The following is a 13,084-nucleotide window of genomic DNA, read 5'->3' as shown; positions in this document are numbered from 1 at the left end:
CGACGTACGGTCCTGGCGTACCATCCGAGCTTCCCCGTGTCGGCCTGTGAGTTCCGCTGTGCCAAAGACCTACGCCGTCCGCACCTTCGGCTGCCAGATGAACGAGCACGACTCCGGTCGTGCCGCCGGCCTGCTGGAGACCCTCGGCTACCGGCGCGCCGCCGACGAGGCGTCGGCCGACCTCGTGCTGCTGAACACCTGTGCCGTACGCGAGAACGCCGACAACCGCCTCTACGGCACCCTCGGTCACCTGAAGGGCCTGAAGGACGAGCGCCGCCGCGAGGGCCGCGACCTCACCATCGTGGTCGGCGGCTGCCTGGCACAGAAGGACGGCGCCACCGTGGCGGAGAAGGCGCCATGGGTGGACGTCGTCTACGGCACCCACAACCTTCCCGAGCTGCCCAAGCTGCTCGCCCAGGCCGACTCGGCCGCGATCCCCGTGGTCGAACTCGTCGAGCAGTTGGAGACCTTCCCCTCGGCCCTGCCCGCCAAGCGCTCGGTGCGCCACCACGCCTGGGTGTCGATCGCCGTCGGCTGCAACAACAGCTGCACCTTCTGCATCGTGCCGAGCCTGCGCGGTCCGGAACGCTCGCGTCGCATCGGTGAGATCGTCGAGGAGGTGGAGGCGCTGGTCGCCGACGACGTCGTCGAGGTGACCCTGCTCGGCCAGAACGTCAACTCCTACGGGCGTGACCTCGCCGGCGCATCGCAGTTCGCCGACCTGCTGCGCGAACTCGGCCGGGTCGACGGCCTCGAACGGGTCCGATTCACCTCGCCGCACCCGCGCGACTTCACCGACGAGGTGTTGCACGCGATGGCGGAGACGCCCAACGTCTGCCACCACCTGCACCTGCCGCTGCAGTCGGGCTCCGACCGGGTGCTGCGGCGCATGCGGCGCTCCTACCGTGCCCGGCGCTACCTCGCCCTGGTGGACAAGACGCGTGCGCTCATGCCCGATGCCGCGCTCACGACCGACATCATCGTCGGGTTCCCGGGCGAGACCGACGAGGACTTCGAGGCCACGCTCGAGGTCGTGGACGCGGTCGGGTTCGACCAGGCGTTCACGTTCCAGTACTCGCCACGGCCCGGTACGCCGGCGGCCGACCTGGTCGACGAGTTCGTGCCGGCCGAGGTGGTTCGCGAGCGCTATGGCCGGCTGGAGGCCCTGACCCGCGCCCAGTCGCTGACCGCCCACCAGCGGCTGCTCGGCACCAGCCAGGAACTGCTGGTCGAGGCGCCGTCGAAGACCGACCCGTCGCGGTGGTCGGGCCGCACACGCGGCAACCACCTGGTGCACTTCCCGGCCCCCCAGGGCGCCGCCGACGGCACGCCCGCGTTCGCGCCCGGCGACCTGGTCACCGTCGAGGTCGTGGAGGCCGCCACCAACTACGCCATCGGTGGCGAGGCCGGGGTGCTGCGTCGCACGGCCGCCGGCCTGGCCGCCGGGGCGGCCCTGGCCCGCGGCGAAGGGCACGGCCTGCCGGCGCAGACGCCCCCGACCCCGGGCGCGGCAGGACTACGACTGCCCGTGCTGACGTCCGTGCCGGTCGTGCGGTGACCCTGGTCGGCCGGGCCGTCCTGCCGACGGCGGTCGCGCTCTTCGAAGGCGCGAGCGAGGACACGGTGCGGGCGCTGCGGGCCGCCGTGGACTTCACGCTGACGGCGCTGCCGCGGGTCGACTCCTTCGTCCTGCTCGCGGCCGGCCACGAGGCCCTCGTCCATGACGCCTCGGGCGCGTCGCTGTCGCAGCGCGGCCTGCCGGACGTCCGCGCCGAGCTGCGCCACGACGAGGAACTGCTGGGCGCGCTCACCTCGCGAGGCCAGATCCCGCGCGTCCGCGACGACTGGCTCGCCGGCGACCTCGCGGCGCTGGCGCTGCTGGTCAGCACCGTGCAGCCGGACGCCTGCGTCCAGCCCGTCACGGTGCCGCGCGGCGCGGGACGTCAGGCCCTGGAGGCGACCGCTGCCGGCATCATCGGGGCCGCCCGTGCCACGCAGCGCCGCATCGCGCTCGTCGCGAGCGGCGACCTGGCCCGCCGCCGCGGCGCCGACGACCTCGCGGCGGCGATCGCGTGGGACCAGGCCGCCGTCACCGCGGTGGCGGGCAACGACCTCGACGCCTTCAGCGAACTGGGGCCGGCGGCCGCCACGGTCCACGGCGCGGCCGGGTGGGCGCCGCTGACCGTGCTGCTCACCGCCGCGGCCGGCCGGGCGCCGTTCCCGGCCGTCGAGCACCACGTCGTCGACGGTGCCGGCCGGCTCGTGGCGAGCGAGGCCGCGACGGCATGACGCCCGTCACCAGCCCGGTCCTGGCCGTCGTCGGACCGACCGCCAGCGGCAAGTCGTCGCTGGCCCTGGACGTGGCCCGCACCCGCAGCCGCGCCGGCAGGCCCACCGAACTGGTGGCCGTCGACGCGTTCACGGTCTACCGCGGCCTGGACATTGGCACCGCCAAGCCGACCGCGGCCGAGCAGGCCGAGATCCCCCACCACGGGCTCGACCTGTGCGACCCGTGGGAGGAGGTCACGGTTGCATGGTTCCAGACACGTGTCCGCGCCGCCGTGGCCGACGTTGCCGGCCGCGGGGCGACGCCGCTGCTGGTGGGCGGGTCGGGACTGTACTTCCGCGCCGTCGTCGACGACCTGCGCTTCCCGCCCACGGACCCCGACGTCCGCGCGGCGCTGGAGGCCCGCTGGTGGGAGCAGCCGGCGGCCGCCCACGCCCACCTCGCGACCCTCGATCCGACCGCCGCGGCCCGGATCGAACCGGCCAACGTCAGGCGCACGGTCCGGGCGCTGGAGGTCATCGAGCTGACCGGCGAGCGCTTCTCCGCTTTCCACGACGCCTGGCAGCACTACACGTCGATCTATCCGGACCTACGGGTGGCCTACCTCGAGCCGCCCGCCGCCGAACTGCGTGCCCGCATCCACCGGCGTGCCGACCAGATGGTCGCCGACGGCCTGCTCGACGAGGTCGCCGCGCTGCGTGCCGCGCCGCGCGGGCTGTCGAGCACCGCCGCCAAGGCCATCGGGTACGCCGAGGCAGCCGACGTCCTGGACGGAACGGCCCCGCGCGAGGGCCTCGCGGCCGCGATCGCGAAGCGGACGTGGAGCTACGCCAAGCGCCAGCGGAGCTGGTTCCGTGCCGACCCCAGGTGTGTCCCGACCCCGCCGACCGAGGTGCTCGCCGCCTGGACGCCCGACCCGCCGACACCGGTCCCGATGTCCCGCCAGCGACGTCGCCCTTCCCACGGCTGACGAGATGAATTTCCTTGACAGGCAGTCGCCAGTGCAGCAAAGTTGACTGACGCGCCAGTCAATCTAGCGCCCGGGAGAGTTGGGAGACTCGATGCGTTCGACGTGTGGTGCCCGCATGACCACTGCGGTGGTCGCCCTGTCCATGCTGGCGACGGCCTGTGGAGCCAGCCCCGATTCATCGGAGGAGGCTGCATCCAGCAGTGAGGCGTCGGAGCTGACGGTCGTCATGTGGGGTGGCGAGGACCAACAGGTCACCGTTGATGCTCTGGTCATGCCGTGGGCGGAGGAGCGCGGCGTCGAGATCCGGCAGGACTCGCCCAGCGACTACGCCAAGATCCGGGCCCAGGTCGAGTCGGATCGCGTGACTTGGGGTGCCGTCGAGGTGGAACCGAACTTCGCCGTCACGGCCTGCGAGAACGGCTGGGCCACGCCGTTGGACTTCGACGTCATCGACGTCTCGGCCATCGATCCGCAGTTCGTCAACGACTGCGCGGTGCCGATCCTCGAGTACGCGTTCACGATCGCCTACAACACCGACAAGTACCCAACCGGTCAGCACCCCACGTCCTGGGCGGAGTTCTTCGACACAGAGGCGTTCCCCGGCAAGCGGGGATTCTGGCGCTACGCGACCGGAGCGATGTTCGAGGCGGCATTGTTGGCCGACGGCGTGGCGCCGGACGATCTCTATCCGCTCGACATCGATCGCGCCTTCGCCAAGTTGGACACGATCAAGGACGACATCGTCTTCTACGACACCGGCCAGGAGCAGGTCCAGCTCGTGTCGAGCGGCGAGGTGCCCCTGATCCAGGCATGGAACGGTCGCATCTTCGAAGCCGCGCAGGCAGGGCAGCCCGTCGCCAACGAGTGGAACGAACACCTCCTGTCCTACGACCACGTGATCATTCCCAACGGGTATCCGCACACCGACCTCGCCCAAGAGTGGATGAACTGGTTCCTGAACTCCCCGGAGGCGCAGGCCGACTACGCGAATGCGAGTGCGTACGCGCCGGTCAATGACGCGGCCATGGAATTCGTCGAGCCGCACGTCGGCGACGAACTGCCCACCAGCGCAGCGAACGCCGCGAAGCGGGCGGCCGTGATGGACTACTCGTACTGGGCGGAGCACTACGACCCGGTGTCCGAGCGCATGAACGAGTGGATGGCCGGGTGACAGCCCTCACCGGCTCGGCTGCGGCGCCACCCGAGGCGCCGCAGCCGGTGGGGCACGCCCGTCCGGGGACCAGGGCCAGCTGGCGCGAACGGCTCGCGCTGGACGGTTGGGGTGGGCTCACGCTGCCGCTGATCGCCTACCTGCTGGTGGTGTTCGTCGTCCCGCTGGCCATCATCTTCAGCCGTAGTTTCACGGACCCGACGCTCGGGCTCGACAACTACCGCGCCTTCTTCGGCAGTCCGGTCTACCTGAACGTCCTCGTCAACACCTTCGTGACGGCGTTGCTGGTCACCGGCGTGACGTTGCTGATCGGTTATCCGTACGCCTACCTGATGACGCTCGCGTCACCGTTCTGGCGTTCGGTCTTGCTCGTCGTCGTGCTCGTGCCGTTCTGGACGAGTCTGCTCGTCCGCAGCTTCGCGCTCGTGCTGCTGCTGGGCAACACCGGCGTGATCAACCAGACCCTGCTCGCGCTGGGGGTCATCGACGAACCCCTCGCACTCATGCGCAACTTCGTCGGCGTGACCATCGGCATGGTGCAGGTGTTGCTGCCGTTCCTCGTGTTGCCCCTGTACGCCAGTATGCGCGCCATCGACCTTCGACTGGTCCAAGCCGCGGAGGGTCTCGGTGCGCGCCCCGCCTACGCCTTTTGGCGGATCTTCGTGCCGCTGACCATCCCGGGGGTAGCTGCCGGGCTGCTGCTCGTGTTCATCCAGTCCCTCGGCTTCTACATCACGCCGGCACTGCTCGGCGGACCCGGCAACATCATGCTGGGGGAGTTGATCGTCCAGCAGGTCAGCGCCGTGCTGCGCTGGGGCTTCGCTGCGGCGCTCGCGGCCATCCTGCTGGTCACCACGATGCTGCTCTTGGCCACTGTCAACCGGTTCGTGGATCTGCGCCGACACCTCGGGGTCGACCGATGACCGCCCGGCGGCTCACGCGCGGTGCGCTCATTGGTTCGGCTCTGCTCACGGCGACGTTCCTGCTGCTCCCGGTCATGGTCATCATCCCGATGTCGTTCTCCGACAGCAGCATGCTGCAGTTCCCGCCACAGCAGTGGTCGCTGCGCTGGTACGAAAACTTCTTCACGAGCCCGACCTGGATCGAGAGCGCGTGGGTCAGCCTGCGTGTCGCCTTGCTGGTCACCGTCAGTTCCGTGGTGCTTGGGACCCTTGCCGCACTGGGGCTCGTGCGCGGCCGGTTGCCCTTTCGCTCACTGCTGACCGCGCTCGTCCTCGCCCCGATCATCGTCCCCTACGTCATCATCGGCCTTGCGGTCTACGCCGTGTCCCTGCAGCTCGGGCTCACGGAGACCACCGTCGGCTTCGTCGCGGTCCATACGGCGCTCGCCGTGCCCTACGTCGCCATCAACGTCGCTGCGGCCCTCTTCGGCTTCGATCGACGGCTCGAGCTGGCGGCAATGAACCTCGGGGCCGGGCCGGTGACGACCTTCTTCCGCATCACGCTGCCGCTGATTGCGCCCAGCATGCTGGCCGGTGCCCTGTTCGCGTTCGTCATCTCGTGGGACGAGGTCGTGACCAGCATCTTCTTGTCGGGTCCGCAGATGACCACACTGCCCGTCCGCATGTGGTCCGGGGTCCGTGTCTCCGTCGACCCGACGGTCGCGGCGATCTCGAGTCTGCTGCTGCTCATGACTTTGACGATGTTCACCGTCGCGGGCGTCGCCCGACTCGTCCGCCGTCGACGTGCCCGCCCCAGCGTGCAGGAGGAAGCATGACCACCGCGGCCACGCCACAGGCGACCGGTGCGCCCATCCGCATCAAGGGTGTCTCGAAGCACTACCGGGACGTCGTCGCTCTGGACCGCGTCGACCTGGACATTCGCTCCGGCGAGTTCATCACGCTGCTCGGTGCGAGCGGGTCGGGCAAGTCGACCCTCCTCAACATCCTCGCCGGTTTTGTCCCTCCGACGGCCGGCGCCGTCGAGGTCGACGGTCGCGACCTCACCAGGGTCCCCCCGTCCAAGCGCGATCTGGGGATGGTGTTCCAACACTACGCCCTTTTCCCGCACATGAGCGTCTTCGACAACGTCGCGTTCCCGTTGCGCCGTCGCCGAGTGGAGAAGGCGCAGGTACGCCGCAGGGTCTTCGAGGCGCTCGACACCGTCGAGCTCGCGCACCTCGCGGAACGGCGGCCCTCGGAGCTGTCCGGCGGGCAACAGCAACGGGTCGCGTTCGCTCGCGCGATCGTGTTCCACCCCAGGGTGTTGCTGATGGACGAACCCCTCGGTGCGCTCGACAAACGGCTTCGGGAGCAGCTCCAGCTGGAGATCAAGCGCCTGCACCGCGAGCTGGGCATCACCTTCGTCTTCGTCACGCACGACCAGCAAGAAGCGCTGGCCATGTCGGACCGGATCGCGCTTCTGCGCGACGGACGCGTGGTACAGGTCGGTGAACCCGTCGAGCTGTACGAACACCCAGTCGAGCTCTACACCGCGGAGTTCCTCGGTGAATCGAACGTCTTCCTGTGTGACGTCCGCGCCGGTATCTGCCATGACACGGTGACCGGTCGGAGCCTGAGTACCCCCGACGGGATCACCGGTCCTCGGGTGGCAGTGGTCATCCGCCCCGAGAAGTTGCGTCTGCTGCCCCCGGACAGCCCCGAGGACGCACTGCCAGCGGTGGTCCGTGAGACGATCTACCTCGGCTCGGAGTTCCGCAGCGAGCTCGTCCTCGACGATGGCCGTGTCTTGGTCCTACGGACGCCGGCCAGCAGCCCGCCGCCACGTCCGGGCTCCGCCGTGCTGGCCAGCTGGGATGGCGCCGACGCCATCGTGATCCCCGTCGGCGGCCAGCCGGACCGGGGGCAGCAAGCTCCAGGTCCAGTGCCGAGCAAGCACCTCACCGCGCCTCACTGATCGAGCGACCGCCGGTCGGCCCCGCCGGCCCGGAACGAGAGAGACCAATGTCCCGACACATCCGCGACGCGATGGACCTCACCGACGAGCAGCGCATGATCGTCGATCTCGCGCGCGACTTCGCGCATCAGGAGATCCGCCCCCGCGCCCGCGCCGTCGACGAGGACGACGTCGAGTCCCCGATGGACCTGTGGCGGTCGGCCAGCCGGGCGGGCCTGACGAGCTTCATGCTTCCCGAAGCCGTCGGTGGTGGTGGCGTCACCGACCTCTACACGCAGGTCCTCGTGCAGGAGGAACTGTGCTATGGCGACATCGGCATCGGCAACCTGCTGACGTCGAACGGCTTCTTCGCCGCTCCGGTCGAGGAGCTCGGGACCGACGCGCAACGCAAGACCTGGCTGGAGCCGCTGTGCACGTACGACCCGCCTATGACCGCCCTCGCCGTCACTGAGCCGGGCGTCGGCTCCGACGCGGCCGCGCTGCAGACACGCGCCGTTCGCGACGGTGATCACTACATTCTCAACGGCCAGAAGGCCTGGATTTCGAATGCGCCTTACGCCGAGCGCACGGTCGTGTTCGCGACCGTCGATTCGACGTTGCGCTCTCGCGGGGTGACCGCCTTCGTCGTCGACCGCGGCACCACCGGGCTGACGGTGGGCCAGCCGATGCGCAAGATGGGTCAGCGGGCCATCGTGAGCGCGGAGGTGTTCCTCGAGGGCGTCCGTGTCCCCGTCGACAACCGTCTGGGCGAGGAAGGCCAGGGCTTCTACGGTCTGATGCGGACCTTCGACGCATCGCGGATCCTCATCGGCGCGGCATCGACTGGCCTCGCACGTGCTGCGCTGGACACCGCCACCGACTACGCGAGGGAACGGCACCAGTTCGGCCGGCCCATCATCGAACACCAGGCGGTGGCGTTCCGGCTGGCCGACATGGCGGCCCGCACCGATGCGTCGCACCTCCTGGCCGTGCGGGCGGCGAAGCTCTACGACCAGGGCCTACCGGTGAGCGAGGAATCGGCCATCGCGAAGCTGATGGGCTCCGAGAATGCCTTCTGGTGCGCCTGGGCCGCGATGCAGACGCTGGGCGGATGGGGCTACTCCCGCGAGTTCCTCGTCGAGAAGTGGCTGCGCGACGCGAAGCTCGAGGAGATCGAGGAGGGCACCTCCGACATCCAGCGGCTCATCATCTCACGCTCCTTGGCACGGGCGTGACGGCAACCGTTCCCGCTTCCCTGGGCAGTCTGACCGCGTTTCGCGAGCCGGCCTCGGTCGCCGTCGTCGGTGCCTCCAGCGACACGTCGAAGTGGGGCTACTGGCTCGCGGCCGGGGCGCTGGCGGGCCGGCATCGCCGGCGGGTGTACCTGGTGAATCGGCGGCGTACCGAGGTCGGCGGAGTTCCGACGCTTGGCTCGATCGCCGAGCTGCCTGAGGCACCCGAGCTCGTGGTGCTCTGCACGCCGGCCGAGCACGTCGAGACGGTCGTCGAGGAAGCTCTGGCGCGAGGCAGCCGTGGGTTCATCGGCATCACGGCCGGGCTCGACCAAGTCACGGGCCGACCGGGGGCCGAACGGGAGTTGGCTACCCGAATCCGCGCCGCGGGAGCACGGCTGCTCGGGCCCAACTGTCTCGGACTCTACGACGCCGAGTCGGAACTGCAGTTGGCCTGGGGCACCTTCGAGCCCGGCTCGCTGGGCATCGTGAGCCAGAGCGGCCAGCTCGGATCCGAACTGGCCGACCTGGCGGCCGAGGCCGGCCTCGGCGTCTCCCGGTTCGTCTCCATCGGCAACCAGGCCGACATCAGCGTGGAGGAGGCCGTGGCCGACCTCGTGGACCACGAGTCCACGCGGGTCGTCGCGATCTACATCGAGAGCTTCCGTGACGGCAGGGCCATGATCCGCACGCTGCGGCGACTGCGGCACGCCGGCAAACCGGCCGTCCTGCTGACGGTCGGCGGAAGCGAGGCGAGCCGGACCGCGGCACGGTCTCACACGGGAGCGTTGACCTCGTCGCTGGACGTCGTCGACGCCGCCTGCCGCGCCGCCGGAACCGTGCGGGTGCAGACGCCGGCGCAGCTGATCGACGTGGCTCAGGCGCTGGTCGATCTGCCCGCGCTGCCGCGGGGTGGTCGAGTCGTCGTCGTTGGCGACAGTGGCGGCCAGGGCGCCGTCGCCGCCGATGTCGCCACCGCACGAGGCCTGACCGTTTCGCCGCTGGGCGATGACGCTCGTACGCGACTGGCCGCGCAATTGCCCGGTGGGGCAGCCGTCTCCAACCCGGTGGATCTGGCGGGCGCAGGCGAGCAGGACCTGGACAACTACGCCGCCGTGGTCGAGACCGTCAGTGGCGATCCCGACGTCGACGCCGTCGTTCTCACCGGCTACTTCGGGAGCTACGCAGCCCACACCCCACACTTGGCGGGGCGCGAGGCCACCGCCGCACGCCGCATCGCCGCGACGGCCCACCGCACCGGCAAGCCGGTGCTGGTGCACAGCATGTGTGCTTCCTCGAGCACGGTCGATGTCTTGCGTGCCACCGGGGTGCCGACCTACCGCACCATCGACGCCACGCTGACCGCCCTCGGCGCGACGGTGGAACTGGCCGGCCGGGCTGGCCGGGACCTCGCGGTACCACCCGAGACTCCGCAGCCGGTTGCCGCCGGCTACTGGGCGGCGAGGGAGGCGCTTCTCGCTCGCGGCATCGCCTACCCGCCCGGCGCGCTGGTACGCACGCCGGACGAACTCGAGGCGGCACTGCGGACCGTGCCAGGTCCGTACGTGCTCAAGGCGGACTGGCTCGAGCACAAGAGCGACTTCGGCGGGGTGCTGCTCGGCCTGGCGACCGCCGACGACGTCCGAGCCGCCTACACCGAGGGTGTTCGTCGGCTCCGACGACCTACATGGGTGCTCGAGCAGCTCGATGGGCGCCCGCACGTTGTCGAACTCATCGTCGGCGCCCGCCGCGACCCGACGTTCGGTCCGGTGGTGCTCATCGGCGCGGGCGGAACCGAGGCGGAGCTTCACCGAGACGGCGCCGTCGAACTCGCGCCGCTGGACGTCTCCACGGCTCGCGGGATGCTCCAGCGGCTGCGGTGTGCACCGCTGCTCGCTGGATGGCGGGGGCGTCCCGCGGTCGACATCGACGCCATCGTGCGCACGGCTGTCGGCCTTGGTGACCTGCTCGCGGCGACCCCCGAGTGGGCCGCGGTCGAGCTCAACCCACTCCGTGTCGATCACACCGGCGCGCTGGCCGTCGATGCGCTCGTCACCACGACGCAGGGTGCATCGCCTTCCGCGCCTGCAGGCGCGAACAATCCTGGGGAGCAAACACGTGCACGAATCCTCTAAACCGCTTGCCGCCGACCGTGTCGTGCTGGTCACCGGTGGCGGCAGCGGCATCGGTCGAGCCATTGCGCTGCGCTGCGCGGCGGACGGAGCTCGAGTGGCAGTGCTCGGACGCCGGCAGGAGCCGCTCGACGAGACGGTCCAGCTCGCTCGTGAACGTGGTGGCCGCGCTCGCGCCTTCACGGCCGACGTTCGCGATCCCGACGCCGTCGCTGCGGCGGTGACCGGCATCGTCGACTGGGCGGGACAGCTCGACGCCGTCGTCAACAACGCCGCCGGCAACTTCGTCTGCGCCGCGGAGGACCTGTCGCCGGGCGGGTGGCGGGCCGTGGTCGACATCGTGCTCAACGGCACGTTCAACGTCGTCCACGCCGCGGCGCCGTACCTGCTCGGCCAAGGCCGCGGCGTGATCCTCAACGTGATCGCCAGCTACGCGTGGCACGGTCATCCTGGCACCGTGCACAGCGCCGCCGCGAAGGCCGGCGTGCTCGCGATGACGCGGACTCTGGCGGTCGAGTGGGGCGCGAGGGGCGTCCGCGTCAACTGCATCGCGCCAGGTCCGACCGAAACGGCCGGTGCAGGCAGCGCGTTGTGGGCGACACCGGAAGCGCGTGCCCAGGTGCTCGCCAGCGTGCCAGCGGGGCGCTTCGCAACTGCCGAGGAGATCGCCGACAGCGCCGCGTTCCTGCTCGACGAGCGCGCCGCCTACATCACCGGCGAGGTGCTCACCGTGGACGGCGGCCAGTGGCTCGGCAAGCAGGTCTACGGCCAGCCGGCCGACACGGCGGCCGTCCTCATGTCGGCAGGAACGCAGGGAGGCAAGCCGTGACCACGATGACCGGCGGGGAAGCCGTCGTCCGCGCCCTAGCCGCGCATGGCGTGGACACGGCGTTCGGTATCCCCGGCACCCACAACCTCGCCATCTACGCGCACCTGTCGGCGTACGGCATCCGCCATGTCTCCCCGCGCCACGAGCAGGGGGCCGGCTACGCCGCCGACGGCTACGCCCGTGTGGCCGGACGGCCCGGCGTCGCGATCACCACCACGGGTCCGGCCGCGCTCAACGCCGCCGCCGCCGCGGCGCAGTCCTTCTCGGACTCGGTCCCCGTGCTGCACGTCTCACCAGGGTTGCCACTCGGCCACCCGGGTCGGGGCAACGGCTACCTGCACGAGGTCAAGGACCAGACCCGCGCCATGGACGCCGTGACCGCCTACAGCCACCGGGTGACCGCCGTGGCCGAGATCCCTGGTGCGGTGGCCGAAGCCTTCGCGTCGATGACGGCCGGCAGGCCGCGCCCGGTACATCTCGAGGTGCCGCTGGACCTCCTCGAGACCTCGGGCACCGTCACCGACGTCGAACCGGTCGAGATCGCGCGGTCTGCTGCCCCACCGGCGCGGATCGGCGATGCCGCGCGCTTCCTGGCGCCCAGCCAGCGACCCGTCGTGATCGTGGGCGGCGGCGCCCGGCACGCCGCGACGCACGTCCGCGCTCTGGCCGAACGCCTCGGCGCCGTCGTCGTCGCGACCACCAACGGCAAGGGCACGTTCGACGAAGCCCATCCGCTGTCCGTTGGCGCGGGGCTGCACCATCCGACCATCGCGGCGCTCGTCGAGGACGCCGATGCCGTCGTCGCCGTGGGGACAGAACTCGCGCCATCGGACCTGTGGAACGGCCCTCTGCCGCTCGACGGCCGTCTCGTACGCATCGACGTCGACCCTGGGCAGGTGCTGCGCAATGCCCGACCGCACGTGGGTCTGGTCGGTGACGCCGCGGCCACCCTCGAGGCGCTCACCGCCGCGCTTGCGCCCGCACCCGATCCGTCGACGGCGGAGACCCGAGCCGCCCGGTGGCGCAACCGGCTGCACGAGGACGCACGCGTCGAGGGAGCCGCCTGGGTCGGTCTGATCGAGATCCTGGCCCGATTCCTGCCTGCCGACAGCGTCGTCGCCGGCGACAGCGCGATGGTGTGCTACTACGGCGCGCTCACGAACCTGCCGCGGCACCGCCCCGCCTCCTTCCTCTACCCGACCGGGTTGGGGACGCTCGGGTACGGCCTACCGGCGGCGATCGGGGCCAAGCTGGCGCGACCGCAGGCCGACGTGCTGGCCCTGCTCGGTGATGGTGGACTGATGTTCACGGTCGCGGAGCTCGCGGCCGCTGCCCAAGTCGGTCTGCCGTTGGCCGTGGTGGTCGTCGACAACCGCGGCTACGGCGAGATCCGGCGCGAGATGCTCGAGCGCGACGAACGGCCGCTGGGCACCGAGCTCCCGACCGTCGACTTCCCGGCCGTCGCCCGCGGTTTCGGCTGTCACGCCCATCGCATCACCGACCTCGCGGACCTCCCGCAACTCCTCGAGGCGGCGTTCTGCACCGACCGACCCACCCTGCTGCACGTTGATGAAGCGCTGGCCGGTGCTCCGGCCACCGGGAGGTGA

General features: G+C 70.7%; 12 protein-coding genes. 11 read left to right on the top strand and 1 reads right to left on the bottom strand.

Annotation, left to right across the window (positions count from 1 at the left end; genetic code table 11):
• Nucleotides 1–58 precede the first annotated feature (58 nt).
• The 7 genes from miaB to ACERM0_RS13400 all read left to right on the top strand — a co-directional run bounded on the left by miaB (nucleotide 59) and on the right by ACERM0_RS13400 (nucleotide 7,305).
• Nucleotides 59–1,558: a tRNA (N6-isopentenyl adenosine(37)-C2)-methylthiotransferase MiaB gene (miaB, locus tag ACERM0_RS13430; RefSeq protein WP_373679117.1), complete on the top strand. Its 1,500-nt coding sequence runs from the start codon at nucleotides 59–61 to the stop codon at nucleotides 1,556–1,558.
• Entirely contained in the window at nucleotides 1,555–2,289 is a 735-nt protein-coding gene (locus ACERM0_RS13425; RefSeq protein ID WP_373679116.1) for a hypothetical protein, read from the top strand. Before miaB ends, ACERM0_RS13425 begins: the two co-directional genes overlap by 4 nt.
• Nucleotides 2,286–3,257, top strand: coding sequence for a tRNA (adenosine(37)-N6)-dimethylallyltransferase MiaA (gene miaA / locus ACERM0_RS13420; RefSeq protein WP_373679115.1), 972 nt, complete (start codon nucleotides 2,286–2,288; stop codon nucleotides 3,255–3,257). The genes ACERM0_RS13425 and miaA overlap by 4 nt, the downstream gene beginning before the upstream one ends.
• 115 nt (nucleotides 3,258–3,372) lie before the next feature.
• Nucleotides 3,373–4,428: an ABC transporter substrate-binding protein gene (locus ACERM0_RS13415; RefSeq protein WP_373679114.1), complete on the top strand. Its 1,056-nt coding sequence runs from the start codon at nucleotides 3,373–3,375 to the stop codon at nucleotides 4,426–4,428.
• Nucleotides 4,425–5,351 (top strand): ABC transporter permease, encoded by a 927-nt coding sequence (locus ACERM0_RS13410; protein WP_373679113.1) that lies wholly within the window; start codon nucleotides 4,425–4,427, stop codon nucleotides 5,349–5,351. The genes ACERM0_RS13415 and ACERM0_RS13410 overlap by 4 nt, the downstream gene beginning before the upstream one ends.
• Entirely contained in the window at nucleotides 5,348–6,166 is an 819-nt protein-coding gene (locus tag ACERM0_RS13405) for an ABC transporter permease (protein WP_373679112.1), read from the top strand. The genes ACERM0_RS13410 and ACERM0_RS13405 overlap by 4 nt, the downstream gene beginning before the upstream one ends.
• Entirely contained in the window at nucleotides 6,163–7,305 is a 1,143-nt protein-coding gene (locus ACERM0_RS13400) for an ABC transporter ATP-binding protein (RefSeq protein WP_373679111.1), read from the top strand. Before ACERM0_RS13405 ends, ACERM0_RS13400 begins: the two co-directional genes overlap by 4 nt.
• On the opposite strand, the gene ACERM0_RS13395 is transcribed toward ACERM0_RS13400, so the two are convergent.
• Nucleotides 7,299–7,433, bottom strand: a complete 135-nt coding sequence (locus ACERM0_RS13395; RefSeq protein ID WP_373679270.1) for a hypothetical protein — start codon at nucleotides 7,431–7,433, stop codon at nucleotides 7,299–7,301. The genes ACERM0_RS13400 and ACERM0_RS13395 overlap by 7 nt on opposite strands.
• Between ACERM0_RS13395 and ACERM0_RS13390 the strand changes: the two genes are divergently transcribed.
• From ACERM0_RS13390 to ACERM0_RS13375, 4 genes are read left to right on the top strand one after another with little or no spacing between them, the layout of a single operon-like run.
• On the top strand, nucleotides 7,377–8,519 hold the full coding sequence (locus ACERM0_RS13390; protein ID WP_373679259.1) for an acyl-CoA dehydrogenase family protein: 1,143 nt from the start codon (nucleotides 7,377–7,379) through the stop codon (nucleotides 8,517–8,519). The two genes, ACERM0_RS13395 and ACERM0_RS13390, sit on opposite strands and share 57 nt — an antisense overlap.
• A complete protein-coding gene (locus ACERM0_RS13385) occupies nucleotides 8,516–10,651 on the top strand; it encodes an acetate--CoA ligase family protein (protein ID WP_373679110.1) in 2,136 nt (711 codons plus the stop codon). Before ACERM0_RS13390 ends, ACERM0_RS13385 begins: the two co-directional genes overlap by 4 nt.
• Complete coding sequence (locus ACERM0_RS13380; RefSeq protein WP_373679109.1) at nucleotides 10,635–11,477, top strand: SDR family oxidoreductase; 843 nt, start codon at nucleotides 10,635–10,637, stop codon at nucleotides 11,475–11,477. The genes ACERM0_RS13385 and ACERM0_RS13380 overlap by 17 nt, the downstream gene beginning before the upstream one ends.
• Nucleotides 11,474–13,084, top strand: coding sequence for a 5-guanidino-2-oxopentanoate decarboxylase (locus ACERM0_RS13375; RefSeq protein WP_373679108.1), 1,611 nt, complete (start codon nucleotides 11,474–11,476; stop codon nucleotides 13,082–13,084). Before ACERM0_RS13380 ends, ACERM0_RS13375 begins: the two co-directional genes overlap by 4 nt.

Origin of the sequence: Egicoccus sp. AB-alg2 (assembly GCF_041821065.1) — a bacterium.
Classification (GTDB): domain Bacteria; phylum Actinomycetota; class Nitriliruptoria; order Nitriliruptorales; family Nitriliruptoraceae; genus Egicoccus.
Note: the sequence above shows the minus strand (reverse complement) of the source record. Positions and strands in the feature narration are given on the sequence as shown.

What these genes read in the sequence shown, in the direction of transcription:
- miaA (WP_373679115.1), top strand. Translation starts at nt 2,286, where the DNA reads ATGACGCCCGTCACCAGCCCGGTCCTGGCCGTCGTCGGACCGACCGCC.
- ACERM0_RS13405 (WP_373679112.1), top strand. Translation starts at nt 5,348, where the DNA reads ATGACCGCCCGGCGGCTCACGCGCGGTGCGCTCATTGGTTCGGCTCTG.
- ACERM0_RS13415 (WP_373679114.1), top strand. Translation starts at nt 3,373, where the DNA reads ATGACCACTGCGGTGGTCGCCCTGTCCATGCTGGCGACGGCCTGTGGA.
- ACERM0_RS13395 (WP_373679270.1), bottom strand. Translation starts at nt 7,433, where the DNA reads ATGCGCGAAGTCGCGCGCGAGATCGACGATCATGCGCTGCTCGTCGGT.
- ACERM0_RS13390 (WP_373679259.1), top strand. Translation starts at nt 7,377, where the DNA reads ATGGACCTCACCGACGAGCAGCGCATGATCGTCGATCTCGCGCGCGAC.
- ACERM0_RS13400 (WP_373679111.1), top strand. Translation starts at nt 6,163, where the DNA reads ATGACCACCGCGGCCACGCCACAGGCGACCGGTGCGCCCATCCGCATC.